This window comes from Gilvimarinus sp. 2_MG-2023 (genome assembly GCF_030547685.1).
Taxonomy (GTDB): Bacteria; Pseudomonadota; Gammaproteobacteria; order Pseudomonadales; family Cellvibrionaceae; genus Gilvimarinus.
This window is the reverse complement of the sequence record NZ_JAUOQM010000003.1, coordinates 137,240-161,520: the sequence shown is the minus strand read 5'-3', so window position 1 is coordinate 161,520 and position 24,281 is coordinate 137,240. Positions and strand designations below refer to the sequence as shown.

General features: G+C 51.6%; 25 protein-coding genes and 1 tRNA gene. 13 read left to right on the top strand and 13 right to left on the bottom strand.

Annotation, left to right across the window (positions count from 1 at the left end; genetic code table 11):
* Window positions 1-160: 160 nt before the first annotated feature.
* The gene (locus Q4526_RS00815) at window positions 161-592 is read right to left on the bottom strand and encodes a cytochrome c5 family protein (protein WP_303605086.1); all 432 of its coding nucleotides are present in this window, start codon (window positions 590-592) and stop codon (window positions 161-163) included.
* Window positions 593-1,212: 620 nt separating this feature from the next.
* Between Q4526_RS00815 and Q4526_RS00810 the strand changes: the two genes are divergently transcribed.
* A tRNA-Arg gene (locus Q4526_RS00810) sits at window positions 1,213-1,289 on the top strand.
* 108 nt (window positions 1,290-1,397) lie between these two features.
* Complete coding sequence (locus Q4526_RS00805) at window positions 1,398-2,336, top strand: DUF808 domain-containing protein (RefSeq protein WP_215974802.1); 939 nt, start codon at window positions 1,398-1,400, stop codon at window positions 2,334-2,336.
* Window positions 2,337-2,348: 12 nt separating this feature from the next.
* On the opposite strand, the gene Q4526_RS00800 is transcribed toward Q4526_RS00805, so the two are convergent.
* Genes Q4526_RS00800 through Q4526_RS00790 form a run of 3 tightly spaced genes read right to left on the bottom strand, consistent with a single transcriptional unit; the run spans window position 2,349 to window position 3,843 of the window.
* A complete protein-coding gene (locus Q4526_RS00800; RefSeq protein ID WP_215974801.1) occupies window positions 2,349-2,966 on the bottom strand; it encodes an exosortase H-associated membrane protein in 618 nt (205 codons plus the stop codon).
* Complete coding sequence (gene xrtH, locus Q4526_RS00795) at window positions 2,950-3,489, bottom strand: exosortase H (protein ID WP_303609488.1); 540 nt, start codon at window positions 3,487-3,489, stop codon at window positions 2,950-2,952. Before xrtH ends, Q4526_RS00800 begins: the two co-directional genes overlap by 17 nt.
* Window positions 3,490-3,528: 39 nt before the next feature.
* Window positions 3,529-3,843, bottom strand: coding sequence for an acylphosphatase (locus tag Q4526_RS00790; RefSeq protein ID WP_215974800.1), 315 nt, complete (start codon window positions 3,841-3,843; stop codon window positions 3,529-3,531).
* Between the two features lie 36 nt (window positions 3,844-3,879).
* On the opposite strand from Q4526_RS00790, the gene Q4526_RS00785 reads away from it, so the two are divergent.
* Window positions 3,880-5,379 (top strand): glycoside hydrolase, encoded by a 1,500-nt coding sequence (locus Q4526_RS00785; RefSeq protein WP_215974799.1) that lies wholly within the window; start codon window positions 3,880-3,882, stop codon window positions 5,377-5,379.
* Here the strand turns inward: Q4526_RS00785 and Q4526_RS00780 are convergent.
* Window positions 5,374-6,072, bottom strand: coding sequence for a helix-turn-helix transcriptional regulator (locus tag Q4526_RS00780; RefSeq protein ID WP_303609487.1), 699 nt, complete (start codon window positions 6,070-6,072; stop codon window positions 5,374-5,376). The two genes, Q4526_RS00785 and Q4526_RS00780, sit on opposite strands and share 6 nt — an antisense overlap.
* 165 nt (window positions 6,073-6,237) lie before the next feature.
* Here Q4526_RS00780 and Q4526_RS00775 point away from each other — a divergent pair, with 165 nt between their 5' ends.
* From Q4526_RS00775 to Q4526_RS00765, 3 genes are all read left to right on the top strand, one after another.
* Window positions 6,238-6,561 carry a hypothetical protein gene (locus Q4526_RS00775; protein ID WP_215974797.1) on the top strand — a complete coding sequence of 108 codons (324 nt, stop codon included), beginning with the start codon at window positions 6,238-6,240 and terminating at the stop codon, window positions 6,559-6,561.
* A 1-nt stretch (window position 6,562) separates the two neighbouring features.
* Window positions 6,563-7,354 (top strand): DUF2145 domain-containing protein, encoded by a 792-nt coding sequence (locus Q4526_RS00770; RefSeq protein ID WP_215974796.1) that lies wholly within the window; start codon window positions 6,563-6,565, stop codon window positions 7,352-7,354.
* 80 nt (window positions 7,355-7,434) lie between these two features.
* On the top strand, window positions 7,435-7,623 hold the full coding sequence (locus Q4526_RS00765; protein ID WP_215974795.1) for a hypothetical protein: 189 nt from the start codon (window positions 7,435-7,437) through the stop codon (window positions 7,621-7,623).
* A 33-nt stretch (window positions 7,624-7,656) separates the two neighbouring features.
* On the opposite strand, the gene Q4526_RS00760 is transcribed toward Q4526_RS00765, so the two are convergent.
* The 6 genes from Q4526_RS00760 to Q4526_RS00735 all read right to left on the bottom strand — a co-directional run bounded on the left by Q4526_RS00760 (window position 7,657) and on the right by Q4526_RS00735 (window position 15,162).
* Window positions 7,657-8,568: a pirin family protein gene (locus Q4526_RS00760; protein ID WP_215974794.1), complete on the bottom strand. Its 912-nt coding sequence runs from the start codon at window positions 8,566-8,568 to the stop codon at window positions 7,657-7,659.
* A gap of 75 nt (window positions 8,569-8,643) precedes the next feature.
* On the bottom strand, window positions 8,644-11,049 hold the full coding sequence (locus Q4526_RS00755) for an acyl-CoA dehydrogenase (RefSeq protein ID WP_215974793.1): 2,406 nt from the start codon (window positions 11,047-11,049) through the stop codon (window positions 8,644-8,646).
* 157 nt (window positions 11,050-11,206) lie between these two features.
* Window positions 11,207-11,725, bottom strand: a complete 519-nt coding sequence (locus Q4526_RS00750; protein WP_215974792.1) for a PhzF family phenazine biosynthesis protein — start codon at window positions 11,723-11,725, stop codon at window positions 11,207-11,209.
* 136 nt (window positions 11,726-11,861) lie between these two features.
* Window positions 11,862-13,595, bottom strand: a complete 1,734-nt coding sequence (locus tag Q4526_RS00745; RefSeq protein WP_215974791.1) for a GGDEF domain-containing protein — start codon at window positions 13,593-13,595, stop codon at window positions 11,862-11,864.
* A gap of 143 nt (window positions 13,596-13,738) precedes the next feature.
* Window positions 13,739-14,362 (bottom strand): thiol:disulfide interchange protein DsbA/DsbL, encoded by a 624-nt coding sequence (locus Q4526_RS00740; RefSeq protein WP_215974790.1) that lies wholly within the window; start codon window positions 14,360-14,362, stop codon window positions 13,739-13,741.
* Between the two features lie 119 nt (window positions 14,363-14,481).
* Window positions 14,482-15,162 (bottom strand): cytochrome c, encoded by a 681-nt coding sequence (locus tag Q4526_RS00735; RefSeq protein ID WP_215974789.1) that lies wholly within the window; start codon window positions 15,160-15,162, stop codon window positions 14,482-14,484.
* Window positions 15,163-15,360: 198 nt separating this feature from the next.
* On the opposite strand from Q4526_RS00735, the gene yihA reads away from it, so the two are divergent.
* Window positions 15,361-15,987: a ribosome biogenesis GTP-binding protein YihA/YsxC gene (gene yihA, locus Q4526_RS00730; RefSeq protein WP_215974788.1), complete on the top strand. Its 627-nt coding sequence runs from the start codon at window positions 15,361-15,363 to the stop codon at window positions 15,985-15,987.
* A 424-nt stretch (window positions 15,988-16,411) separates the two neighbouring features.
* On the opposite strand, the gene polA is transcribed toward yihA, so the two are convergent.
* A complete protein-coding gene (gene polA, locus Q4526_RS00725) occupies window positions 16,412-19,132 on the bottom strand; it encodes a DNA polymerase I (RefSeq protein WP_215974787.1) in 2,721 nt (906 codons plus the stop codon).
* A gap of 334 nt (window positions 19,133-19,466) precedes the next feature.
* Between polA and Q4526_RS00720 the strand changes: the two genes are divergently transcribed.
* Together Q4526_RS00720 and Q4526_RS00715 are read left to right on the top strand one after the other, a co-directional pair.
* Window positions 19,467-19,742, top strand: a complete 276-nt coding sequence (locus Q4526_RS00720) for a hypothetical protein (protein ID WP_215974786.1) — start codon at window positions 19,467-19,469, stop codon at window positions 19,740-19,742.
* A 251-nt stretch (window positions 19,743-19,993) separates the two neighbouring features.
* Window positions 19,994-20,266 carry a hypothetical protein gene (locus tag Q4526_RS00715; RefSeq protein WP_215974785.1) on the top strand — a complete coding sequence of 91 codons (273 nt, stop codon included), beginning with the start codon at window positions 19,994-19,996 and terminating at the stop codon, window positions 20,264-20,266.
* On the opposite strand, the gene Q4526_RS00710 is transcribed toward Q4526_RS00715, so the two are convergent.
* Window positions 20,240-21,154: a metal ABC transporter solute-binding protein, Zn/Mn family gene (locus Q4526_RS00710; protein ID WP_215974784.1), complete on the bottom strand. Its 915-nt coding sequence runs from the start codon at window positions 21,152-21,154 to the stop codon at window positions 20,240-20,242. The two genes, Q4526_RS00715 and Q4526_RS00710, sit on opposite strands and share 27 nt — an antisense overlap.
* A 60-nt stretch (window positions 21,155-21,214) precedes the next feature.
* On the opposite strand from Q4526_RS00710, the gene Q4526_RS00705 reads away from it, so the two are divergent.
* The 4 genes from Q4526_RS00705 to Q4526_RS00690 all read left to right on the top strand — a co-directional run bounded on the left by Q4526_RS00705 (window position 21,215) and on the right by Q4526_RS00690 (window position 24,257).
* A complete protein-coding gene (locus tag Q4526_RS00705; RefSeq protein WP_215974783.1) occupies window positions 21,215-21,712 on the top strand; it encodes a Fur family transcriptional regulator in 498 nt (165 codons plus the stop codon).
* Entirely contained in the window at window positions 21,705-22,466 is a 762-nt protein-coding gene (gene znuC, locus Q4526_RS00700) for a zinc ABC transporter ATP-binding protein ZnuC (protein ID WP_215974782.1), read from the top strand. The genes Q4526_RS00705 and znuC overlap by 8 nt, the downstream gene beginning before the upstream one ends.
* Entirely contained in the window at window positions 22,459-23,244 is a 786-nt protein-coding gene (gene znuB, locus Q4526_RS00695) for a zinc ABC transporter permease subunit ZnuB (RefSeq protein WP_215974781.1), read from the top strand. Before znuC ends, znuB begins: the two co-directional genes overlap by 8 nt.
* A gap of 146 nt (window positions 23,245-23,390) precedes the next feature.
* Entirely contained in the window at window positions 23,391-24,257 is an 867-nt protein-coding gene (locus Q4526_RS00690; protein ID WP_215974780.1) for a UDP-2,3-diacylglucosamine diphosphatase, read from the top strand.
* Window positions 24,258-24,281: the final 24 nt, after the last annotated feature.

The window sequence follows — 24,281 nt, the reverse complement described above, 5'->3', positions numbered from 1 at the left end:
ACGCTGGACGCTGGACAATAATTTTTGCCCTGGGGTTATTCTCTGTCAAGCCTTAGCGGCTGTTTTTGCACGACGCGCTCTACTTCCGCACACCCAATAACGCCAAAAGCCCGCAATAGCGGGCTTTTGGGTGAGGGTACTGCCTCTGGTGATACCGATCTTACTGGCTATTTTCCACCATGTAATCCACCGCAGCGATTACCTCATCGTTACTACAAGTCGCGCAGAGACCCATGGCTGGCATGGCATTGAAGCCGTTTATGGCGTGATCGTGCAATGTGTCCATGCCTTTGGCGATACGATCGGTCCAATCCGCCGCTTCACCGTACTTAGGTGCGCCTGCCACGCCAGCGCCGTGGCAGGTATTACACGAGGTGTTATACACCTCTTCGCCTGTGCGCGGGCCACTGCTGGCCGCCGCTACTGGCGCTGCCGCGCAGTCGTCACCCGACATACAGGTGCTTCCAGCCGGGGCAATACGCTCGGCAATTGCTTCGTTCACCGCCGCCGACTGGCTAAACGCAAAACTAGAGGCCAAAACCCCCATACCCAGTGCGACCATCAGGCCGATGATTTTTCTCGCTTGGCTCACGGATGCTTCCTCGTATTTGGGCAGTTTATCTGCACTATTGTCAGGCGCGCATTATAGCCAGAAATCACCCTTTAGGTGAACAACCCTGAGAATAAGTCGCCCGAAATGCCGTAGACGACCGCCCCCAGTCCTAGTAGAATGCGCGCTCTTCGTGCTCCAGCGACATGCTATGCAGCTGGCGCCTGAGAGATAGATCTACGCTTGTATCATACACGCAATTCGGAATACCCACTGGCTCAGGGCCCGTTTAATAAGCCTGATTACGCACCCGTAGCTCAGTTGGGTGAGGCAAGCGTTTGCAAAGCATCGCTTTGCGCGCAGCCAAACGGCTTTCAGCTATGCTGGAAGACCGGACCCGAACGAAAGTGAGGGGAGTAGCGGTAGCGCGGCGAGCGCTACGAGTTCATCGCTGGCACAGGGCCAGTTTAATAAGCCTGATTACGCACCCGTGGCTCAGTTGGGTGAGGCAAGTGTTTGCAAAGCAACGCTTTGTACGCAGCCGAACGGCTTTCAGCTACGCTGGAAGACCGGACCCGAACGAAAGTGAGGGGAGTAGCGGTAGCGCGGCGAGCGCTACGAGTTCATCGCTGGCACAGGGCCAGTTTAATAAGCCTGATTACGCACCCGTAGCTCAGTTGGATAGAGTAGCGGTTTCCGAAGCCGTTGGTCGCGCGTTCAAATCGCGCCGGGTGCGCCATTTCCTTCTTTTCATATTGCACCTTATTCCGCACCAGCTTGGGCTTGGTTTGACCATACTTGATCTTTGTAGAAGAATCAGCCACCTACTCTAGAATGGATACTAACCATGGCCGGAACCAGCTTACTGACACTGCTTGATGATATAGCCACCATACTCGACGATATCGCGGTTATGAGTAAGGTGGCGGCCAAAAAAACTGCCGGCGTATTGGGGGACGATTTAGCGCTTAACGCCGAGCAGGTAACCGGGGTAAAAGCCGAGCGTGAATTGCCGGTGGTATGGGCCGTGTTTAAAGGCTCTCTGCTCAACAAAATCATTTTAGTGCCTGCTGCCATGCTGATTAGTGTTTTCATTCCATGGCTGATTACACCCCTGCTCATGTTGGGCGGTAGTTTTTTATGCTTTGAAGGTTTTGAAAAAGTCGTGCATAAATGGCTTCACTCAGACACCCAACAATCTGAGGAGCATCAGGCTCGCCTGCAAAACTTAGCTCAAACCGATGCCGACATGGTGACTTTTGAAACTAAGAAAATTAAAGGTGCAATCCGAACCGATTTTATTCTATCGGCAGAAATTATTACCATCACTCTCGGTGCAGTAGCGGCCGCAGCTTTCACCACTCAGGTTGCCGTACTCTGTGTCATTGCGCTGGGGATGACAATCGGGGTGTATGGTCTGGTGGCGGGCATTGTCAAAATTGACGACGCGGGCTTATATTTATCGAACAGTAAATTTAAATTTCAACAGAGCTTTGGTCGGGCGCTACTGGTTGCGGCCCCCTTGCTCATGAAGTTTTTATCGGTTGCCGGAACACTTGCCATGTTTTTAGTCGGCGGCGGCATACTGGTGCACAGCATCCCGGCGCTGCATCACTTAACAGAGTCGACCGCCACATGGGCAGGTTCGCTTGGCAGCCTAAACCAGATGTTGGAATTTTTAGTGCCTACCGGCATCAATTTTATCGCGGGTGTCGGGGTCGGCGGAATCTTAGTGGCATTGTTTCAGGTCGCGCAGCGGCTTCGCAGTTCGGGGCAAAGTCGCTAACTCATCGACAGATCAGTTGCCGGAAGGTTGTTCTTGTTTCTGGTCGATCAGCTGCTGCACTAAAGCGCGGTTGGCGATAAACCACAAACTAGCAGCACCGATAACCGGCAGCATTAAGTAGCCAAATTGATAGCACAGAGCAATAGCCTCTTTTTGCCACTGCACCAGCTCTATTTGTCCCGCCACCGCAGGAGGACTTTTAAAAACAATAGTGAGAAAAAATTCGGCCACTAAGCCCCAGGCGTGAATCGGAAACAGTGCCGTCACTGCTAATATAACGCGAGCATTGGAAAATAATTTATCGCTCACGGCAAAGCACAACGCCATAAGTACGGGAATATTCCAGGAATAAATCAATGGATTAATGGTGACAATCACATTGCCCTGACGCTCTTCACCCGCGACATCGGTTAAATAACGGGTGACATAGTCGATTTTTTTACCGCTCGACTCCAGCGCGATTACCGCGCCTTGATCAAAAAGGTTAATCACCCACTGACTGATCAAGCCCGGAATAATATTGAAAAAACCCGAGAGAAAATACCAAAGCACAAAGAATACCGGCAACCACAAAAGAACTTTGGCAAAATAGCCGGCCGGGGAAAATACAGTATCAGCCTGCTGCGACACTGGCCCCTCCATCACCTGATTGAGGTGGCTGCGTATTATTGCCGCTGGCATTAGGTATATAGCGAATCCACAACATCCACACCAACAACGTATCGAGCATAATCAGCGCTTGCCAAATGTATAAGTGAGCCCAGTCAAACGATGGTTTGTGCCAGATACCCAAATAGAATAAAGACACAATACGCACTAAGTTCAGTGCCTGTACCGACGCCAAGCCCAAGCCAAGCCCCATATAACGATAGCGCCACGGCGCCGGAAACGCCACAATGGCCGCCACCAACAGTATCATGGCCTCAACCCCGTTGCAGCCGGCGGCAATTTGCACAGCAAAGCCGGTGGCTTTATCGACCATGACAATACCGTCGACCGCAAGATCGCGTCCAAAGAGTTCAATAAAAAACGCCGAGGCTTTGGCCAGACCCGAGGTAAGCGGCTCGACAAAATATGTTTGGCCAACCGGTGTTAACTCAAAAACAAACAAGCCCGCCATAACCAAAAAAAAGGTAAGAAAAAAACGAATCACATCAATAGCCCTGTGGCGTTAAGGTTATTTAAAACTCTGTTAATCAGAGTTTGCTTGCACTTTAAAAGTATCGAATAATTCAACAGTTTGGGCTCGGCACTCAACTACCGTCACATTGGCGCGTTCTGGCCCGCGCCACAGCCAAGACTCCAATTGATAGAGCTGTTGCTCGGTACCGGTGGCTTTCAGCTCGACCCTGCCATCGGTTAAGTTACGCACCCAGCCGGTAAGCCCTAATGCTTGCGCACATTCTTGCGTACTGCGCCGATAAAAAACGCCCTGCACACGCCCCTGCACCAGGAAATGTTTGGTCAGCGGCCCTGTGTCTGCAACTTTATGTTCATCTTTACCCATTAGGATAACCGGTTACCGCAATAAACGTGTGACATTATGCCCAAGCTGATCTACCCATGGCACTGGCTTGCTCGAGTACGCCGACACTATACCGCCCGCGCGGCTACCGTGTCACCTACCGCTACCGTCAAAGTCGATACCACCCGGCCAATACAAAAGATCAATGAACGCTACCTATCTTTCTCGATCGACATCTCGGTATTAGCAGGCGGCTTTTGGTGGGAGGGCAGTGACCAATCCCGGCGCGGCTTAGGCGGGCTAAGAGTGCCCCCTATTAACTTGCGCAGCGGAAAATTGGATCGCTTAGTACAAGCCCTGGGGCCGTCCTATCTGCGGGTAGGCGGCTCTGAGGCAGATAAAATTCACTATTTTCACGCCCCAGACAACGAACCAGATGCGTTAGTGTTGAAACGCAAACACTGGGACCGCCTGCATCACTTTATCCAGCGCAACGATTTACGCCTTATTTTCACGCTTAAATACGGCCTTTTTCAACGTCAACACCACGGCCGCTGGTGTGGCGAAGAAATAGAAGCACTGCTGCAATACAGCCGCGATACCCACTACACGATTGACGTATTTGAGCTCGGCAATGAACTCAATGCGTACTGGGCTTTTCACGGTTTGCGTGCCCAACCCAAGGCCAAGGATCTCGCCGTTGATTACGCCACTTTCGCCCGTGAAGTTCGCCAATACTACCCCGACGCCAAAATCTCCGGGCCTGGCAGCGCGTTTTGGCCCAGGCTGGGCGAGACAATTAAACCGTTTTCCAATATTACTCGGCGCTTTTTAAAAGAGTTGCCCCATAGCATTGATATCGTCAACTGGCACTATTACCCCTTTCAAAGCCATCGCTCGCCTGTGCGAACCCGCGCGGCTAGCGTGCGCACTTTGCTTAATCCTAAATCATTCGATGATTTCGCCCGATATAGCCATACTCTCAATGTGTGGCGCGATCAATTTCAACCCCAGGCTCAGGTGTGGACCGGGGAAACCGGTTCGGCCCAGTGTGGCGGCCAGCCAAAATTATCCGACCGGTTTATTTCCTGCTTTTGGTGGGCAGACCAGCTGGGTCAAGGTGCGTTATTTGGTCAACAAGTGATGGTACGACAAAGCCTGATTGGCGGCGACTATGGTCTAATCGACCGACTGAGTCTGAAACCCCGCCCCGATTATTGGCTGAGCTGGTTGTGGGTGCGCCTAATGGGGCACAAAGTTTACGCCTGTCAACTCGCCGATAAACATCTGCGCGCTTACTGTCACGAATCCCCCGACGGCAAGGGGTTAACTCTAATGATTATCAACATGAAACCTCAGGGCATACGCGTGTCTAACGATCTACCCAGCAGCCCCTGCCATACCTATACACTCACGGCCAAGAAACTGACTAGCCTCAAGGTATTTATTAACGGTGTGCGCCCCAAATTAAAATACACACTGACACCTAAACAATATCCGGCAGCGGCTAAGCCAGATCGTGTGCCAGGGTACAGCATCAGCTTTTGGTGTTACTCGAACACACAGACACAACTATGAAGGCCGCCGTAACGCCCTAAACGCCGACAGCTCCCAGGGCCGCATGGCGAGCAATATGCCGATATGGGTGCGCTTATCCAGTGGTATACGCGCGTCTTGCCGGTTCATTTCTTCCGCCTCTAAAGTGAGCTGTTCCAGCTTATTTTGCAAATGCTCAATAGACGACTGTGTAAAAGAACCGCGCAGGTAAAAACGAAAACTCTCGGGTTCGCGAAAGCTGCCCTGTAAAAAGTGCCCGATCACATCGCCCGCAATAAAGCGGTCCAAGGGGCCGCCGGGTGTCCAGCGTACATTGGGAGAAATCAAAACCTTAAAGGCGTTACCGGGCAGCAATTCAATCAACTTCAGCCGGTCCAACCGCGCCAATAGCTGGATACATTCGTGCTCGGATATCTGGTAGTGCTCCACAATATCGTAATAAGTCCAGCCGTCGCGCAAACACACCGCCACCAAACACAACTTAATATCCGAGGCCAGTTCCAGTTCTTGCTCATCGGTGAGCTGGGTAATACTGCGCTCTTTCGTTTCGCACTGGGCGATAAAATCCGTGAGCGACAGGCCCAAAACCTGACAAATCGCCTCCAGCCGCTGCAGACTTATACTCTGCTGAGCGAACATGCGTTTTATATTCGCCTCGCTCATGGACAGCGCAGCGGCCAGGTCGCGGTAGGTTACCCCGCGTGACTTCAACATCGATTTTAGCGCACCACAAAGGTGTGGGATCTGGCTCAAGACTATTATTCCTATACTTTTAGTTCACGTTTCCGCTACATTAGCAGAGTTTGTTTACGTTTTATATCCCTCCGGTAGAGTGGTCACCGTTGGCAGTCGCCAACTACACTTCAAAGGAGAATGACGATGAAAAAAGCAACACAAATTGGATTACTGGCTCTAACCGCCCTTTGCACACTGCCTGCCTGCGCGGCATCCGATAACGCCAGCCAAGCCATTAAACACTCGGGGCTGGCCGCTGGGCATTCAGCGGTGGCCGGTGCAAAGGTAGTCAGCGGCGCCGTTGCCACACCGATGATTGTGGTCGGCGAGGTGGGCAAGGCCGCGGGTAAAGCGGGCGATGTGATGATGGACTTTGCCCTGGAGGATGCCCCGCTGGAAGTTTCCGACAAGGTGATTATCGCCGACCCGGCACCGCGTCATTTACCCAAGCGCGACGGAGGAATTTAATATGACCCGTATCGCGACTTACTGTGTTATTACGCTCGTCGCGCTGCTGCCTGCCCGCCTATGGGCGGGCAGTGCCAACGGCGAAGACAACACCTTTCCCACCGAAGAGATTACTCAGTTCGCCAAATCTGTCGAGCGCTACGCCGCCGGGCAAGGGGCACGCGCTTTTATTATTGCCCGCGTGGGTCGCCCCCCGGATGAATTACCCAAGGGCATTGAATTTACCCACACGGCTATTGCCGTTTACTCCACCATTGAAGATAAAGACGGCACGCCCCATAAAGGCTATGCCATTTACAACCTCTACCAAAAAGACCCCGAGGTAGATCAAAGTGAACTAGTGCAAGACTACCCCGTGGATTTTTTCTGGTCGGCGAAAGAGCTTAAAGCGGGCATACTGATTCCAACACCCCAAATGCAGCAAGATTTAATTAACCTGATTGCCAGTAACGACTATGCACAACTGCATCACCAGAATTATTCCGCGATAGCCAATCCGTTCGATGCCCGCTATCAAAACTGCACCGAATTCACGCTCGATGTGATTAACAGCGCTATTTATCAAACCACCGATCGGGATCGCTTAAAGCGTAATGCCCGCGCCCACTTTGCACCGCAGCGCGTACACGAAAGCCGGCTTAAAATGCAGTTGGGTGGTTTGTTATTAAAAGATGTAGCGACCGACGACCACAAAGGGCCGGTGGCCACCGCCACTTTTCACAGTATCGCTCGCTACTTAGATTCAAACAATTTAGTTAAAAAAATGTCTGTGCTAACACCTGCGGATTTTTAAGTCTTGTCTGTGGTATAAACCGTAAAACAGGGCCCGCCTTGTTTTACGGTTTAACAGTATTGCCAGAGGATACGCCCACAATGAAAATTGCTTTGATTGGTTTACCGATAGCGTTATTAGCGGCCTGTTCACAACAACAAACCGACGACGCTTACTGGTGCAGTTACGAGACCGACCCGGCTCAGTATCAACACTGTATGGAAGTCGGTAAAGATTTGGATGACACAACTGCCCGATCAGCCGGCAAGCAAGTCACTCCAAAGCAATAGGTTAAACTTCGCTTATAAGCTCGCGGACTCCCTCTAGGTGGGCAGCGGTGTCGATTCTTTATCCCCCGGTATATGGCCCAATTGCCCTGCCTGCCAATCGCGCTTGGCCTGCTCGATCAGCTTTTTATCACTGGCTACAAAATTCCACCACAGGTAACGCGGCTCGGCCAAAGGCTCGCCGCCCACCACCACAAACACCGCTTCGCTATGGGAGGTCACCTTGGCCTCGGCATCAGGTTGTAGTATGAGCATTTGACCTTCGTGGTAAGTGTTGCCACTTAGGCTCAGCTCCCCTTGTACGATATAAATAGCCCGCTCGGGGTAATCGATTTCCAGTGTAGTACTCGCACCAGCATCCAAACGAATATCAACAAAAAAAAGCGGCGACTGGGTAACAAGGGGCGAGGTCAAACCAAAACAACGACCGGCGATGACTTTTATGGTAACGCCCGGCTGTTGTTTATCCGGCAGGCTTGGTGCACTAAAGTGAACAAAACTTGGGGCCATTTGTTCGGCTTCTTGCGGCAGTGCCACCCAAACTTGCAAACCCATTAACGTATGAGAGGTTTCGGTTCTCTCTTCTGGAGAGCGTTCCGAGTGCACAATGCCGCGACCTGCGGTCATCCAGTTAACGGCGCCGGGTTTAATGTCTTGCCGAAAGCCGAGGCTGTCTCGGTGGCGAATAACCCCTTCGTATAAATACGTCAGTGTGGCCAAACCAATATGCGGATGCGGCCGCACCGACAATCCCGAGCCAGGAGAGAAATGGTTGGGGCCGACATGATCAAAAAAAACAAATGGCCCAATCGTGCACCGCTCAGCCGCAGGCAGGGCTTGGCGCACGACCAAATCTTCCATAGGGCGCTGCCTGGCTTGAATGACCGTTTGTACGGCCGGACTGGAAATGGACGGCTGATTGCTCGCCGCTTTTGGCTCCATGCTCATTATGTGCTCTCCTATTGATTATTATATAGAGCAATGTTCGGCCGCACTTAGGTGCGACCTTTTTAATCGACCCCTTTACAGTTTTTCAAAATGATCCGTCAGTAGGCAATCAAAGCGTCTGGCATCGTACTCTTTAAGAGGCTCGACATCCGCCGGCTGAATAATGCCTTTGGCAACTGCATCATCCAGACGCTGCTCCAGTGTTGTTCCAGTTAGCTCGCCTTTGGCTTGTGCGCGGCTGAAGGAGTGCCACACATCCCCCAAGGCCAATAACAGCTGATAGGTTGTCTCTACCCGACCGACCGCGTCTTCCACATCTTGGCTAACATACACGTACTGCGCTAAGCGCTGGCGCACGGTGTTATCTTCCATAATTAAATTGCCGAGTCTGCGAACATCGGAGTCGGACGGGGCCAGATAAGGCGCCCCGGTCAAAAAGGTTGCGGTCTTAAACGCCCAGGCCAAAAAGCGCTGCGGGAAATTTTGATAGAAATCCAACAGTGCTTGCTGTGCCTTGTGTAAGGCTAGAGTTAGAGCGTATTCAGCATGAGCATCTTCGTCTGCGGTACGCGGGTGCACGCTGTGAAATTTAAGCAGGCTACAGGCAATAAACAACTGACTGTGAACATCCCCCAGTCGAGCCGATAGCAACTCGCGCCGTTTTATGTCGCCACCCAATACGCCCAACGCAACATCGGAGGCCACCGCCAGTGCAGCGCTCAGGTGATTGATTTTTTGATACCAAGGCTTGGAGAAATCGTCGGCATTCACTGGCGTTGTACTGAACTTAGCGCGGGTTAGGCTATAGAGCTTGAGCCGGGTGATATTGCTAAACACATGCCCCAAATGTTTGATAAACAAGGTATCAAATTCGGCTAATGCGGCTTCTTTATCTTCCGCCTGTAGGGTTTGCACCTCATCAAACAAATAAGGGTGACAGCGCATGGCGCCCTGACCGAAAATCATCAGCGAGCGGGTTAAAATATTGGCCCCTTCGACGGTAATCGCTACCGGCAATGAGCGATAGGCAAACACACAAAAATTGCGCGGCCCCATTTGAATGGCACGGCCACTGACCACATCCATGGAGTGGTTAACGGAGGTGCGCATCATTTCAGTGGCGTGGTATTTCGCCATGGCAGTCATTACCGAGGGGGCGCCAAAGTCCAGCCCACGGGTCACGAGTTGGCGGAATGCTTCTAGGGTATAACCATTGGCGGCAATTTCCGCTGTGGCTTCCTGCACCCCTTCAAACTTACCCACTTCCATATTGAACTGGCGGCGGATACGAGCGTAAGCACCCACGGTTAGGTAACTCATTTCGCCGCTGGCGGTCGACAGTGCCGGCAGTGACACACCGCGGCCCGCGCCCAAGCACTCAATCAACATACGCCAGCCTTTACCGGCCATAGTGGCACCGCCGATAATCCAATCCACCGGGATAAACACGTCCGTGCCTTTAACCGGCCCGTTCATAAACGGTGAGCCCGGGTTGTGCCGGCGGCCTATTTCCACTCCAGGGTGATCGGCGGGCAAGAGTGCACAAGTAATACCGTAATCGGCTTTATCGTGATCACCTAGCAGGCCGTCGGGATCACGCAATTTGAAGGCCAACCCCACAACGGTGGCGACAGGTGCCAAAGTGATCCAGCGTTTGGAAAAATTGAGGCGAATACCGAGCACCTCTTTCCCCTCGTGCTCGCCCTGACAAACCACGCCAATATCGGGAATAGAGCCGGCATCGGAGCCCGCCTCTGGGCCGGTGAGGCCAAAACAAGGGATTTCTGAACCATTGGCCAAACCTGGCAACCAGCGCTGCTTTTGCTCCTCGGTGCCGTATTTCATTAGCAATTCACCCGGCCCTAGAGAGTTGGGCACCATGGCTGTTACTGCGGTCGTGCCCGAGCGGCTGGCAATTTTGCTCATAATGCGGCTTTGCGCATAGGGGCCAAAATCTTTGCCGCCATACTCTTCCGGGATAATCAGGCCAAAAAAGCCCTTATCTTTAAGAAATTGCCATGCTTCGGGGGTTAAGTCCTGATCTTGGAATATTTGCCACTCATCAATTAAGCCACAGAGCTCTTCCACTTCGTTGTCGAGAAAGCTTTGTTCTTTCTCCGTCAGCTGAGGCAGCTCGATATTGACGAACTTTTTCCAGTCGGGTTTACCGCTAAAAAGGTCTTTCTCCCACCAAGTGGTACCAGCTTCCATGGCTTCACGCTCGGTCACACTCATGGGCGGCATGGCTTTTTGTAAAATTTGATAGGCGGGCTGGGTAATCAGCTTTTGCCGCAAAGGAGGAAGGTTAAGCAGAAGCAAAATCGCCGCTACGGGAATTAAAATCAGCCACATAGCGCCCGATATAAAGGTAAGGCCAAAAAGTCCTACTAATAAGGCGACACTGCTGACCATCAGCCCGGGCTGATAGTAGAGCACTGCTGTCAGTAACGCGATGAATAAAACCAATGACAACAAGAACATAGATCGGATCTCCGACGACTTAGAATAAGAATGGCCCACAGACACATGTACATTAGGGCTAATGATAACAATAGTCGAGAACGGCGGTATTAGCACCTGTTTTTGCGGCCGACTGTGAGGAACCTCTGATTACGGAAGCCGCCGCTCTCTTAACACTTTAGCAAACCAGACGCTCAGCTCCAGCACCGCCATCAGACGCTGGCGCAGAGTAAAACGGCGCCTTACAGGTAGATCTCACCCCGGGCGAATATGGTACAGGTACCTTTAATAAACAACCGTCACCTTCACAGTGCCCACTGATCATGCCGCCGCGCGATGACAGTTGGCGCGCGGGAAAGTTTAACTGCCAAACAGGACCTTCACGTGATACCGAAATAACGCCCGATGCGATGGAAAATTGCTGCGAGTGTGAGATTAGACTCATATCGGCAAGCACTGCCAAAGTTGCCAAGATGGCGTGGCCACACAAATCCACCTCTGCCGTGGGGGTAAACCAGCACAGCCCCATAATTTCTGCCGAGCTCACCACAAAAGCAGTATCAGACAAATTATTTTGCGCGGCAACGGCCTGCCTTTGCACTTCTGGCAAAGGGTCTGAACTGATTACTACCGCCGCCGGATTGCCGCTAAACGGGCCTTCAGCGAAGGCATTAACAATATACATAGGTAATTTCAAAACCACCTCCTTGTGGTATTGAAGCAAATTGATGCCCCAGATATAGATACAGGTTGTGCCTTATTGATTGGCCCAGTACACAGCCTTGTTCTATATGAGAGAACACGGCGTGGTTAATGGTTCCGTTATTATTTACTTATGGTTCATCTGACAGCTCTGCTATTTTACACTGATTACGGCCCGCGGCTTTAGCATCGTACAGAGCGCGGTCTGCCCGTTCAAAAGCTGCTTCTAGTGTATCTGCTTCGGAAAACTGGGCAATTCCAATAGATACTGTTAGCTCGACCGGTTGGTCACGATAGTTAAAATCCGTGCGGGCAATACCCGAGCGAATTTTATCCAGGCACTGATAAGCCTGTTTTGCGTCTGTTTCAGGCAGTAGTACAACAAATTCTTCACCACCGTAGCGGCCAAAAAAATCCACATCGCGTAGACGCTTTACAATGGCGTTGCTAAGCACTTTCAGTACTCGATCGCCGGCTTGATGGCCAAATGAATCATTAATTTTTTTGAAATAATCCAAATCAACGATCGCTATGGATAACGGGTTTTTATAACGTCGGTAGCGTTGCACCTCGATGGTGGCTCGCTCATTGAATGCCTCTCGGTTGGGTACACCGGTTAACGGGTCCGTGAGGGCTTTAGCTCGCTGCTCTTCTAAGACTTTACGGTTTTTTTCCGCTTCCGACTCCATGGTTTTTAATTTTTGCGCCAAGGCAACGAGCTGCTCGGTTACCGGACCATTGGCCTTTGAGCTTTCTTGAAAAGTAGACAGCACCGCGCGGATATTGCCTATTCGATTTTGCACCTGTGATTTCAGCTGATTTAAATCGGTGGCCTCTTCAGCCTTATGGCTCAATTGTTCAAACTCAGCCATCATATCGGCTTGCATGGTGGCCGATGCAGTTTCTAAGTCTGTACTGGCATCCGACGCCACACCCAATGCTTGGTAGATATCGGCAAGCTCAGAATTCACTTCAGATAAATACACAGTAAAAGCGCGAGTGGCTGCCACATAGGCGGCCATAATAAGATCGCGAACTTCTTCTAATACGGGCAGTAAATCGGCATTGGTAATGCCCGAGCGCAAGCGCCGCTGCAAACTTTGCACACGTGCGGGCTCAAGATTTTGCGCTTCAACACTGACCAGAAGCTCAGTAATAATCAACCGCATGTTATCCGATACAGTGGCACTGTCGCGTAAGCTGGCATTAGGGTTTAACTCAAACAGTGCGCGATCCACTTGCGCCAAGTTGAGTTCTTGCTCTTCGTCGATCTCGTTCGTATCGCCAGGTTCTGACTTATGTTCTGTAAGCCCCGATGGAGCTGAATCATCACTCCGGCCCAATAAACGGGCCATTAAGCCACTGGATTTTTCTTTGTGCTCGTCGCTACCTGTCTCTTCTTGATCGGCAAAAACCTGAGCCTGCAATTGCGCCAGTTGATGTAATAACGAGGGATAGATATACAAAAGGTCGCGCTGGCGTGATACATCTTGAGCGAGATTGCGCAACTTGCGTTTTAGGGGGCGCTCGGGCTCGCGGGCAAGCAGCGGTACAATCAATGATTGCAAACTACCTTTCAACTCTCGGGTAGTTTCATCGCGCTCTTGGTCAAACTGATGCAGCGCCCCGTCGACCTCGGTAAGCGCCGCTTGGAGCTGACCTTTATCACCACTGCGCAAAGTGCCGCGTAGCGTCTCTAATGTCCGGTCGAGCTCGGGCTGTTGACCGGTGGCGGCAATACTGACTCGCAGCAACGCCCGTTGCAACAACTTCACCTCTTCTTGGCCCTGCCGCTCTAGGGCCTCGTGTTGATCCAAAGCATCCAGATATTTATCGCGCCACTTATTTTTGCCTGCATCGCTCACCAGATTCGTACTCCCATTATCGTACTCAAGTCAGTCTGACTTATTATAGACTCTGACGCCAGAGCACTGTGCATACAAAGACGGACACAAAAAAGCCCCGCAGGCGGCACCGGCGGGGCTTTAAAGCAGAAACAGCGGGAGTATTACTCGGCGCGCAACTGCTCGATTAGGTAGTCGGCCACTTCTAACATTTGTTTATGACCGCCGGTATCGCTGGCACTAATGCGGTAGCGACCATCAATCACCAACTCTGGGGTACCGCTAATCTCTGCCGCACGCGCTTTGGCATCACCCTGGCGCAACAAGCTATTAACCCCAAAAGACTCAAAGGTTTTGATAAAGGTATCGCTGTCGATATCATACTGAGCAAAGAACTCGGCAAAATCTTCCACTGAGCCAAAACGAGTGCGCTTTAAGTGTATGGCATTAAACAGATCCATGTGGGACTCATCCAGCACCTTCAGTGTGTTCGCCGTGTAGTAAGCGCGAGCATAGGGCTCCATAGCGCCGGCCCAAACCATAGGCGTACGCACTAAATAAATATCGTCGGCTTGCTGTTCGGCCCACCCATGCAACAGTGGATCGAAGCGAAAACAATGGCCGCAAGTGTAGGCAAACATTTCCCGCACTTCGATTTTGTCTGGGTTATCTGTCCGAATAGGCTCGGCCAGCGCGTGGTACTGCTTGCCTTCTTGATACTTAGGCGCTTCGTCGGCACAGGCCACTACGCTCAACACCATTCCGATAAACGCGATTAACACTCGCATAAAGTTGCTCCCTTTAGGGTTCACGACACATTTATTACCTGAGTTAGAGCATCGCCTTGCCGGCAAAGTTCCAACCCACAAAAAAGGCGACCTAAGTCGCCCTTGGCTACTAGCCCTGCTTAATTCAGGCCTGCAATATAGTTGGCTACGGCTTTAATTTCGGCATCGCTCATGTTTTTTGCCACCAAACGCATGATCATTTGATCACCATCATTGGTTCGCTCACCACCGCGGAAGGCCTTCAACTGCTTTTCGATGTATTCGGCGTATTGACCACCCAGGCGCGGATAAGCTGCGGGAGCATTGCCCAAGCCTGTGGGTGAGTGACAGCCGCTGCACGCCGGCACGCCGGTTTCCATGTTGCCGCCGCGGTAAATATTTTCACCCAGATCCAGCGAGCTAACCTCGGCACCGCTGTTTATTTTAACGGTGAACTCTTTTGAGCCGGTCAGCTGCATTCCCTGAGAGGCGTAATGAGCGGCAATATCCTGCAAGTCTTGATCGCTCAATCCGCTCAGCATGCCTGTCATTTCCACCACGGGACGACCAGTTTTGGCTTTATCGTCGCCGCTGGCGTTATCCCAAGCTTGGATATCCTGCAATTGCTTGTAGATATACGCCTCGCCCAGTCCAGCAATTTTAGGGAAAGACGGAGCAGGGCTGTTGCCATCGGGGCCGTGGCATGCAGCACAAACGGCGACCTTTTCGGCCCCAGCAGCGGCATCGCCTGCGGCACTGGCCATTTGCGACAGAGTCGGTGCTCCGAGTGCGATAAGCAGAGGTAAAACAAGTTTTTTCATTGGCTAACCTGTGACATCGTCAATTATAGTGTTGGCTGTACTGCCTCGACGTAAGGGCCAGGCATTTATTGCCCACACAAGCGCCTTTGGCGACGGGTGCGAGCCGGTTGCAGCGGGCATTATATACTAAATGACCGATCACAAAAGGCCCGCAGTCTGTTAGGCTTGCGACCTCCACTCAATACAGCGCTTACACTCATGACACAAACCATTCATTTTCGCGGTGCTACCTTTACTCAAAGCGCCCCCAGTATCCGTGAATGCCCGCCCGAAGAAGGGCTTGAGGTAGCATTCGCCGGCCGCTCCAATGCCGGTAAATCCAGTGCCATTAACACTTTGACTGACAATAAAAAGCTCGCCCGCATCAGTAAAACACCCGGGCGCACGCAATTAATCAACTTTTTTGATCTGTCAGAGACCACCCGCCTGGTGGATTTACCTGGCTATGGCTTTGCCAAGGTGTCGCGAGCACTGAAAGAGCAGTGGCAAGAAAATTTGTCCGAATATTTGCACGAGCGCAAGTGTTTGGCTGGGCTGGTGATCGTGATGGACATCCGCCACCCGATGCAAGACTACGACACTCTGGTCTTAAACTGGGCAATTGAGGTGGAAATGCCGGTCCACTTACTGTTAACCAAAGCCGACAAACTGAAAAAAGGCCCCGCCCAAAACACTCTGCTGCAGGTGCGCAAGTCTCTTAAAGAAGCTGGGGTGGATGATTTGGTGACTGCCCAGACATTCTCGTCTTTAAAAAATGCGGGGTTGGATCAACTCAAGCAGGTGCTTACTGGCTGGCTAACAGGCCAAACCTCAAAACCAAGCTAACCCGCAAATGACAGGCAAAAAAAAGCCGGCAAAAAATTTGCCGGCTACAATACTGACACCCTTGGGGGATGGCATCAGTTACGGATCAACCGCGTAGTGAGTAACTACTGAGACTTAGCTTAGCGGGTTTAGTTCGCCCCTAAATGTAAAAATTTGTAGGCAGTGCGTCAGATCACATTCCCTGAACCATAAAAAAAGCCCCCAAACCATAGTGGTGGGGGCTATTGTCAGAAATTTTTCTGCCAAATGACCTTGCGGCCAAACGAGGAGGAGCTCATGAAAAAAAACATCGTACTATTCAGTGTGCTAATTCTTTGAACGCCCCTTTGGATAAAAGTTCAACAAATTTTATAAATTATCTATTTTCTTTGTGTTTATCGCTTTGAAATGGCTATTTTGGTAATTTATACGCCACTTTCCGGCCTCAATGCGCCTCATCCCAGTTGTTACCCACACCCGCCTCAACCAACAGAGGAACCGCCAGCTCAGCGGCAGCTTCCATGCGCTGCTCAACACCTTGGCGCACAGCGTCTAAATCAGCCTCCGCCACCTCTAGTACCAGTTCATCGTGCACTTGCATAACCAGCTTGGCATCCAACTCTGAGTCATCCAGCCATTGAGAAACCACCACCATTGCTTTTTTAATGATATCCGCTGCGGTACCTTGCATCGGGGCATTAATCGCAGTTCGCTCGGCGGCCTGTTGCAACATTTTATTGCGGGCATTGATTTCCGGCAGATAGAGCCTGCGCCCCATTAGCGTTTCCACATAGCCTTTTTCGTGCGCCAGCGCCCGTGTTTCTTCCATATAGCGGGCCACGCCGGGGTAGCGCTCAAAGTAGCGATCAATATAGCTTTGCGCCTCGTTGCGCCCCAGGCCCAACTGCTTGCCAAGGCCAAAGGCCGACATACCGTAAATCAAACCGAAATTAATCGCTTTAGCACGGCGACGCATTTCATCAGTGACCTTATCCACATCGGTGGCAAAGACTTCCGCCGCGGTTGCCCGGTGCACATCCATCCCTTGGGCAAACGCATTCAGCAGGCCTTCATCACCCGATAAATGCGCCATGATGCGCAGTTCAATTTGCGAATAATCCGCCGCCACAACTTTGTAGCCCTTGGGCGCCACAAATGCCTTGCGTATACGTCTCCCCTGTTCGGTGCGAATCGGAATATTCTGCAAGTTAGGGTCACTGGAGGAAAGCCTACCGGTGGCAGTAACCGCCTGATGGTAAGAGGTATGAATGCGGCCGGTACGGGGGTTAATCATTTTCGGCAGCTTATCGGTATAGGTGGACTTCAGTTTAGCTAGGCTGCGATGTTCCAGTAAAAGCTTGGGCAAAGGGTAATTAAGTGCCAGCTCTTGCAAGACATCTTCGGCAGTGGAGGGCGCGCCGGTTTTGGTTTTTTTCACCACCGGTAATTCGAGCTCTTCGAACAAAATAGTGCCCAGCTGCTTGGGCGAAGCCAAATTAAATTCGCGCCCGGCGATAGCGTACGCCTCACGCTCCAACTCGGTCAGGCGAACCTGCAGTTCTTGACTGTGCTTGCCCAACTGATTGGCATCGACCAACGCGCCATTGCGCTCAATATTGGCCAACACTGGCACCAGCGGCATCTCGATATCCAGCAATACCCCGCGCAGAGCATCGTCTTGCTCGAGCTGCGGCCACAAGGCCTGATGTAGGCGCAAAGTAATATCGGCGTCTTCCGCGGCGTAAGGGGCAGCATCTTCTACTTTAATTTGATTGAAGGTGAGCTGTTTAGCGCCTTTGCCGGCAATATCTTCAAAATGGATGGTCGCCGTATTTAAATAGCGCTCCGCCAACGAGTTCATATCGTGACGACCCGCCACCGAGTTCAACACGTAGGATTCAAGCATGGTGTCCCAGGCGATGCCGCGCAAGTTAATGCCGTGGTTAGCCAACACGTTGCGGTCGTATTTTAAGTTTTGTCCCACTTTTGCTCGGCTCGCATCCTCTAATAACGGTTGCAAGGCAGAAAGAACGCTGTTGCGATCGAGCTGATCGGGCGCCTCTAAATAATCGTGGGCCACCGGCACATAGGCCGCTTTGCCGGGCTCTACGGCAAACGACACCCCCACAATATCCGCCTCCATGGCGTGAAGACTGGTTGTTTCGGTGTCGAAAGCAAACACCTCGGCTTGTTTGAGTTTTTCCAGCCAGGCATCAAAGCTCTCTGGGGTCAGAACTGTGTCGTACTCTACTGCAAGCGCTTCAGCGACTGGGGTTGCCTGCCCAGCATCGGTCGGCTCGACTTCGGCAATCCAGGTTTTAAACTCCATCCGTTCGTAGAGCGCTTTTAACGCCTCTAGGTCGGGCTCGCCCACGGCAATGTCGCCCACACTGACATGCAGAGGCACATCCAGCTTAATGGTGGCCAACTCGTACGAGAGATAGGCCATATCTTTGTGCTCGAGGAGCTTTTCTGGCATTTTTTTCGCGCCGCGAAAATCCAACTCACGAATAGACTCTAAGTTGGCATAGAGCGTATCTAACCCACCCACACCCTGCAGTAACGCCTTGGCTGACTTTTCGCCCACCCCGGGCACGCCCGGAATGTTGTCGACCTTATCGCCCATCAGCGCCAAAAAGTCGATCATCAGTTCGGGCCCGAAGCCATATTTTTCCTCTACGGCGGCAACGTCCATCAGCGTGCTGGTCATGGTGTTCACCAGAGTGACCCGTGGATTCACCAGCTGCGCCATATCTTTATCGCCGGTTGAAATCACCACCGGCCGGCCATTTTCCTCCGCCTGAGCGGCCAGGGTGCCAATCACATCGTCGGCCTCAACTCCCTCTTCCACCAGTAGCGGCAAACCCATGGCGCGCACAATCTCAAAAATGGGCTCCACTTGGGGGCGTAAGTCATCGGGCATGGGTGGGCGCTGCGCTTTGTACTCGGTGTACAAATCATCGCGGAAAGTTTTGCCCTTGGCATCAAAGACAACGGCAATGGGGCTTTGTGGGTAATCTTTTATCAAACGCCGAATCATATTGATAACACCTTTAACCGCGCCGGTAGGCTCGCCCTGCGAATTCACTAACGGGGGCAGCGCATGATAAGCGCGGTAAAGGTAGGAAGAACCATCCACAAGAACGACGGGTGCCTGCTCAGACATAACGAAAAGGGCCTGTTGAGAGTCAAAGAAATGCGAAGGATACACCAATACCCCCCGCCTTGGCCCAACGGTGACACCCGAGAAAAAGTGTTACCGCCGTCACAAGAATCCACATTCAGGCTGCTTTTACGCTAAAAGCGACTAGATAACAGCTAGTTAGATCAAACTCTTATTAAAATACATTGACATTTAGGCCTTAATCACTGGACTTCTCGTCACTTTTTGTTACTATAGGTAACGAAGGGGTAACAAACGCCACAAGCGCTTGATAACACCCCATACACTCAGGTGACACACCAGCACCCGAGTATCACCAACCAATGGAGGGCATCTTATGAAGACCTATGGTGTATTACTGGCAGGATTGCTATTAGCAAACGGCGCAATAGCCAATGAAGCCGAAGAAGATATGAGCGAACGCCTAAATCTGGCCGCCGCCAAAACCACCCAAGCCATCAACTTCAAAACTGAAGAAGCACTTAACACTGCCGAAGAGTTAAAAGTAGTCGACTTGGAAGTAACTCAAACCTCAGACGATTTGGCCGATAAAATCAGCGCCAAGCTCGATCAGAAGTTTGAACAGGATATGAAGCGTCGCCTAGGGTTATAAAAACCTTAGACCGATTGTGAGCAAATCCAACACTGCTTGTAATTAAAGCTTTTAAGAAACCGTCAGCAATAAAACTTTTGGGGATTCATGCGTCAGCATATAACCAAAAGATCTGCTGCGGCTTAAATATCTAAGCAAAAGAGTTCACAGTTTTTTAAATGCTACCCGCATATCGAAACACATTGCCTACACTCTATTGATTACAAACAATATGACTTTGCACTGGCCCATGGTCAGAAGGGAATCACACAATGAGCAGCAAAATCATTTTTACACAAGCAGCGATTTATCGACTCCAGCAACTGGCGAGCTTGGTTTACCGCCATACCGGTAACCGCTTCCGGCTCTCCAGTTTCGAAGGCCAAATTCAGCTACTGCGCGCGGCAGCCGCCACGGTTCACCCCGATGTTCAAACATGTTGTGAGCATTTAGCCGGCGAACTATACCCTCAGCAACTCAGCCTACTCAATCGCAGCGGCATCAATCTTATGCCAATGTCAGAGCTGACCAAGCAGGCAGGCTGAAAAGCGATTGGCCAAATGGCGCAGTAGTAATTCGTAACTATTGAGCTCGGCGGCACTCGCGAGCGGGTCAAGCTCTGCGACGCTCAAGCCTAAATTTTGCGCCATGCGTTTCGCCCCACTGACATCACTATAGGGCTCAACAAACAAACAGCTCGCCTCTTGGCGCAGGTGTTTTTGCAGTTGTGCCAAATGTTTTGCGCCCGGCGCCTGGTCGGGGGTAACCGTCACATAGTCCACCTGATTAAGGCCGTAGCGCGCAACCCAGTGCCCATAACCGTCGTGATAAACGGCGAAACCACGCGCACTTATCGCACGCATTTGCACTTCTAACTCAGCATCCAAAGCACGTAATCGACCTTTAAATTCATCAGCTCTCTCGGCATAGGCTGCCGCCCCGGCCGGATTCAATATGGCTAAACGCTGCGCCAAGGCATCCACCACCCGCAGCGTATTTTGCGGGTTGAGCCATAAATGTAAATCGTGTTCATGCGCGTGGTCGTGATGATCATCGTGATGCTGCGCTTCAGCGGCGCTCTCTTCCGGCCAGTGCAAACCGGTCAGGTCGGCCAAGGTCAATACGTGCCCGGCCGAGCGCGCACGCACGGGTTTTTGCAAAAATGATTCTAGTTCGGGACCAACCCAAAGAATTAAATCGGCACTGTGCAGGCGACGCATTTGCGAGACACTCAATGCATAGGCGTGGGGCGACACCCCTGCGGGCAACATGTAATCAACCCGGTCGGACTCCAGCGCCAACTCATTGGCAATCAACGCTAAAGGCTTAATACTGGCCAGCAATTCAACCGCTTTAACCGGGGAGGCAAAAAACCACATTGAAAATGCCACACCGATCCACCAACCGCAACGGCCCTTAAACTTTACAAGCATGCAATGATCCGCGAAAAAGTAATATTAGTTATACTATAACATATCGGTTACAATCGACGTATGAGTAAAGCTCCTCTTGCGTTCAGTCGCCACAACCACCAACACTGCGTCAGCGGTGCCCTGCAAGCCGCGATTACCTTGTGCCAAGAGCGCGGGGTACGCCTGACCCCGTTGCGAAAACAAGTGCTTGAACTTATTTGGCAAAGCCACAAACCGTTGGGCGCTTACGCCCTGTTAGACTTGTTATCCGCCGAAGCTCCCAAGCCAGTAGCGCCGCCCACAGTTTATCGAGCACTGGACTTTCTGCTGGAGCAAAAACTGATTCACCGTATTGGCGCTTTGAATGCATTTATCGGCTGCCCACACCCCGATCACCAACACGCCTCGCATTTTTTATTGTGTGACGACTGCGGCCGGGCCGAGGAAATACAATCGCCCGAGGTCAGCGACAGCATTAATCAAGCCGCCCAAGGCGCTGGCTTTAATGTGCACTCTCAGTCGCTAGAGGTTTTCGGACTGTGTCCCGACTGTCGAGCGCAGAGTGATAGCAATGGCTGAAGCGGTTAACACCCTGGTTAAAACAGACCAACTAAGCGTTGTGCGCGGCGGCAAGACTTTGATTGACAATGCCTCAGTTGTCGTCGAGGCCGGGAAAATTGTGACCTTAATTGGCCCCAACGGGGCAGGCAAAACCACACTAGTGCGCGCCCTACTTGGTCTTACCCAGCCCACTAGCGGAGAGCTTTATCGCCGGCCCAAACTGCGCATCGGCTATATGCCGCAGAAGCTGCACCTAGACCCCAGCCTACCCATGACGGTGCAACGGTTCTTAACCCTCACCGGCCGCAAGGCCACTGAAGTTAGGCATTCGCTCGAACGTACCGGCGCCCCCCACTTATTGGGCCAGCCCATGCAGGCACTATCTGGTGGGGAGACTCAGCGGGTATTACTGGCGCGCGCTCTACTGCAAAAACCCGAACTGCTGGTTTTAGACGAGCCGGTTCAAGGTGTGGATGTCGCCGGCCAAGCCGCACTTTACGCCCTGATTAATGATATTCGCACCGAGCTTAACTGCGGCGTCTTGCTAATTTCCCACGATTTGCATTTAGTAATGGCTACCACCGATACGGTTGTCTGCTTAAATGGCCACGTATGCTGTCACGGCCATCCCGAGCAAGTCACCAGCCACCCGGCGTATTTGGAATTGTTTGGTCATAAAGCCGAGGCCCAAGTGGCCCTGTATACCCATCATCACGACCACGCTCACGATGACTGCGCCGAGCTCGATCAGGACCACTCACACCATGCCTGAGTTTTTACTACTGGCACTGGCTGCAGGCCTTGGCGTGGCGCTGGCCACCGGACCTCTGGGATGCTTTGCGGTATGGCGGCGCATGGCCTACTTTGGCGATACCATGGCGCACTCGGCGCTGCTCGGTGTCACCCTTGGCTTATTGTTGGATATCAATCTCAATATTGCTGTGGCCTTTGGCTGTTTAGCAATAGCGTTAATTTTGGTGGGTCTGCAACGCAGCCGCCAATTGGCCAGTGATACCTTGCTGGGCATTTTGTCACACTCCACCTTAGCATTGGGGTTGGTGACCATCAGCGTTATCGGCCCTGCTCGCCTCAATTTAACGGGTTACCTGTTTGGCGACATACTCGCCACCTCCCCCACCGATTTAGTGGCAATTTGGATTGTCAGCACCCTTGTGATTGCCTTGTTAATCTGGCTGTGGCGACCACTGCTGGCCATTACCGTGCATGAAGATCTGGCCCACGTTGAAGGGGTAAACGTCACACTCGTGCGCACCACACTGATGCTGTTAATGGCGCTAGTGATCGCCATTGCGATGAAAGTTGTGGGCGTCCTCTTAATTACCGCCCTATTGATTATTCCCGCCGCCGCCGCTCGCCGATTAACCCATACCCCCGAGCAAATGGCGTTAACCGCAACAGGAATCGGGGCATTGGCCGTTGTGGCCGGCCTAAGTGCTTCATACTTGTGGGACTGGCCCGCCGGGCCCGCCATCGTCCTCGGCACTACCTCTATTTTTATTCTGTCTTTGCTTAAACCCAATAAACTTTAAAGTAACAGCTGCGTTCTGCGTTCTGCGTTCTGCGTTCTGCGTTCTGCGTTCTGCGTTCATTATGTAACCAAACCTTCACCAATTTGTTGCCTGACTGTCATACGAGAACACCAGACTTTGCTCATCAAAACACTGAGGCCGTGACGATGACAACTATGACTGCCAGTGAAAAGTCTACCCAACAACCAATCTCCACTAGCAACAATAGCCCCTCCCCTACATCATTAATAAAAGGGCGAACCATTTGGATTTCTGATCTGCACTTGGGGTATCGCGATTGCAAAGCCAGCTACTTATTAGAGTTTCTCGACAATATTAGCTGCGACACTTTGTATTTAGTGGGTGACATTATCGACATGTGGGCCATGAAACGAAAATTTCGCTGGCCGCAACAGCATTACCAAGTCATGCTCAAGCTGTACGAATTAGCCAACAGTGGTACCCGCGTAATTTATGTACCAGGCAATCACGACGAACCCATGCGTCGTTTTTGCGGCAATTTTTTCGGGCCCATCGAAATTATTGAAGAGCACGTTTATACCTGTGCTAACGGCAAACGTTACTTAATCATGCACGGCGACGCCATGGATGCTTATATTAATCTATCGCTTATTACTCGCTTTTTTGGTGATATTGGTTACAACTTATTATTGTTTATCAATCGCTGGGCCAACCGCTGGCGCAAATGGATGCGCCAGCCGTACTTCTCCCTCGCTCGCTTAATTAAAGAAAATATTAAAGGCGCCAAGGATGCAATAGAAACCTATCAAAACGAAGCGATGGACGAAGCGCGCCGCCGCGGTTTCGACGGTGTAATTTGCGGGCATATTCACTACCCAGCCATGCTGGAAAAAGACGGCATTCGCTACTGTAATACCGGTGATTGGATCGAAAGCTGTACAGCTATTGTGGAAGATTTTTCCGGCGAGATGCGTCTACTGCATTACAGTGATCAAGTGCAGTGGCAACAGCATAAAAGTAAGAACAGCAAGGAATCTACACAAGCGGCTTAACTGTCGCTTGTCAACTGACAACAT

Bases quoted from the DNA above. Each gene is read 5' to 3' on its own strand.
- Q4526_RS00790 (WP_215974800.1), bottom strand. From the start codon at position 3,843: ATGGGTAAAGATGAACATAAAGTTGCAGACACAGGGCCGCTGACCAAA.
- Q4526_RS00735 (WP_215974789.1), bottom strand. From the start codon at position 15,162: ATGAAAAAACTTGTTTTACCTCTGCTTATCGCACTCGGAGCACCGACT.
- Q4526_RS00740 (WP_215974790.1), bottom strand. From the start codon at position 14,362: ATGCGAGTGTTAATCGCGTTTATCGGAATGGTGTTGAGCGTAGTGGCC.
- Q4526_RS00775 (WP_215974797.1), top strand. From the start codon at position 6,238: ATGAAAAAAGCAACACAAATTGGATTACTGGCTCTAACCGCCCTTTGC.
- Q4526_RS00720 (WP_215974786.1), top strand. From the start codon at position 19,467: ATGAAGACCTATGGTGTATTACTGGCAGGATTGCTATTAGCAAACGGC.
- Q4526_RS00760 (WP_215974794.1), bottom strand. From the start codon at position 8,568: ATGAGCATGGAGCCAAAAGCGGCGAGCAATCAGCCGTCCATTTCCAGT.
- Q4526_RS00780 (WP_303609487.1), bottom strand. From the start codon at position 6,072: ATGTTGAAGTCACGCGGGGTAACCTACCGCGACCTGGCCGCTGCGCTG.
- Q4526_RS00755 (WP_215974793.1), bottom strand. From the start codon at position 11,049: ATGTTCTTGTTGTCATTGGTTTTATTCATCGCGTTACTGACAGCAGTG.
- Q4526_RS00765 (WP_215974795.1), top strand. From the start codon at position 7,435: ATGAAAATTGCTTTGATTGGTTTACCGATAGCGTTATTAGCGGCCTGT.
- Q4526_RS00770 (WP_215974796.1), top strand. From the start codon at position 6,563: ATGACCCGTATCGCGACTTACTGTGTTATTACGCTCGTCGCGCTGCTG.
- Q4526_RS00805 (WP_215974802.1), top strand. From the start codon at position 1,398: ATGGCCGGAACCAGCTTACTGACACTGCTTGATGATATAGCCACCATA.
- yihA (WP_215974788.1), top strand. From the start codon at position 15,361: ATGACACAAACCATTCATTTTCGCGGTGCTACCTTTACTCAAAGCGCC.
- znuC (WP_215974782.1), top strand. From the start codon at position 21,705: ATGGCTGAAGCGGTTAACACCCTGGTTAAAACAGACCAACTAAGCGTT.
- Q4526_RS00705 (WP_215974783.1), top strand. From the start codon at position 21,215: ATGAGTAAAGCTCCTCTTGCGTTCAGTCGCCACAACCACCAACACTGC.
- Q4526_RS00715 (WP_215974785.1), top strand. From the start codon at position 19,994: ATGAGCAGCAAAATCATTTTTACACAAGCAGCGATTTATCGACTCCAG.
- znuB (WP_215974781.1), top strand. From the start codon at position 22,459: ATGCCTGAGTTTTTACTACTGGCACTGGCTGCAGGCCTTGGCGTGGCG.
- Q4526_RS00710 (WP_215974784.1), bottom strand. From the start codon at position 21,154: ATGCTTGTAAAGTTTAAGGGCCGTTGCGGTTGGTGGATCGGTGTGGCA.
- Q4526_RS00690 (WP_215974780.1), top strand. From the start codon at position 23,391: ATGACAACTATGACTGCCAGTGAAAAGTCTACCCAACAACCAATCTCC.
- polA (WP_215974787.1), bottom strand. From the start codon at position 19,132: ATGTCTGAGCAGGCACCCGTCGTTCTTGTGGATGGTTCTTCCTACCTT.
- Q4526_RS00785 (WP_215974799.1), top strand. From the start codon at position 3,880: ATGCCCAAGCTGATCTACCCATGGCACTGGCTTGCTCGAGTACGCCGA.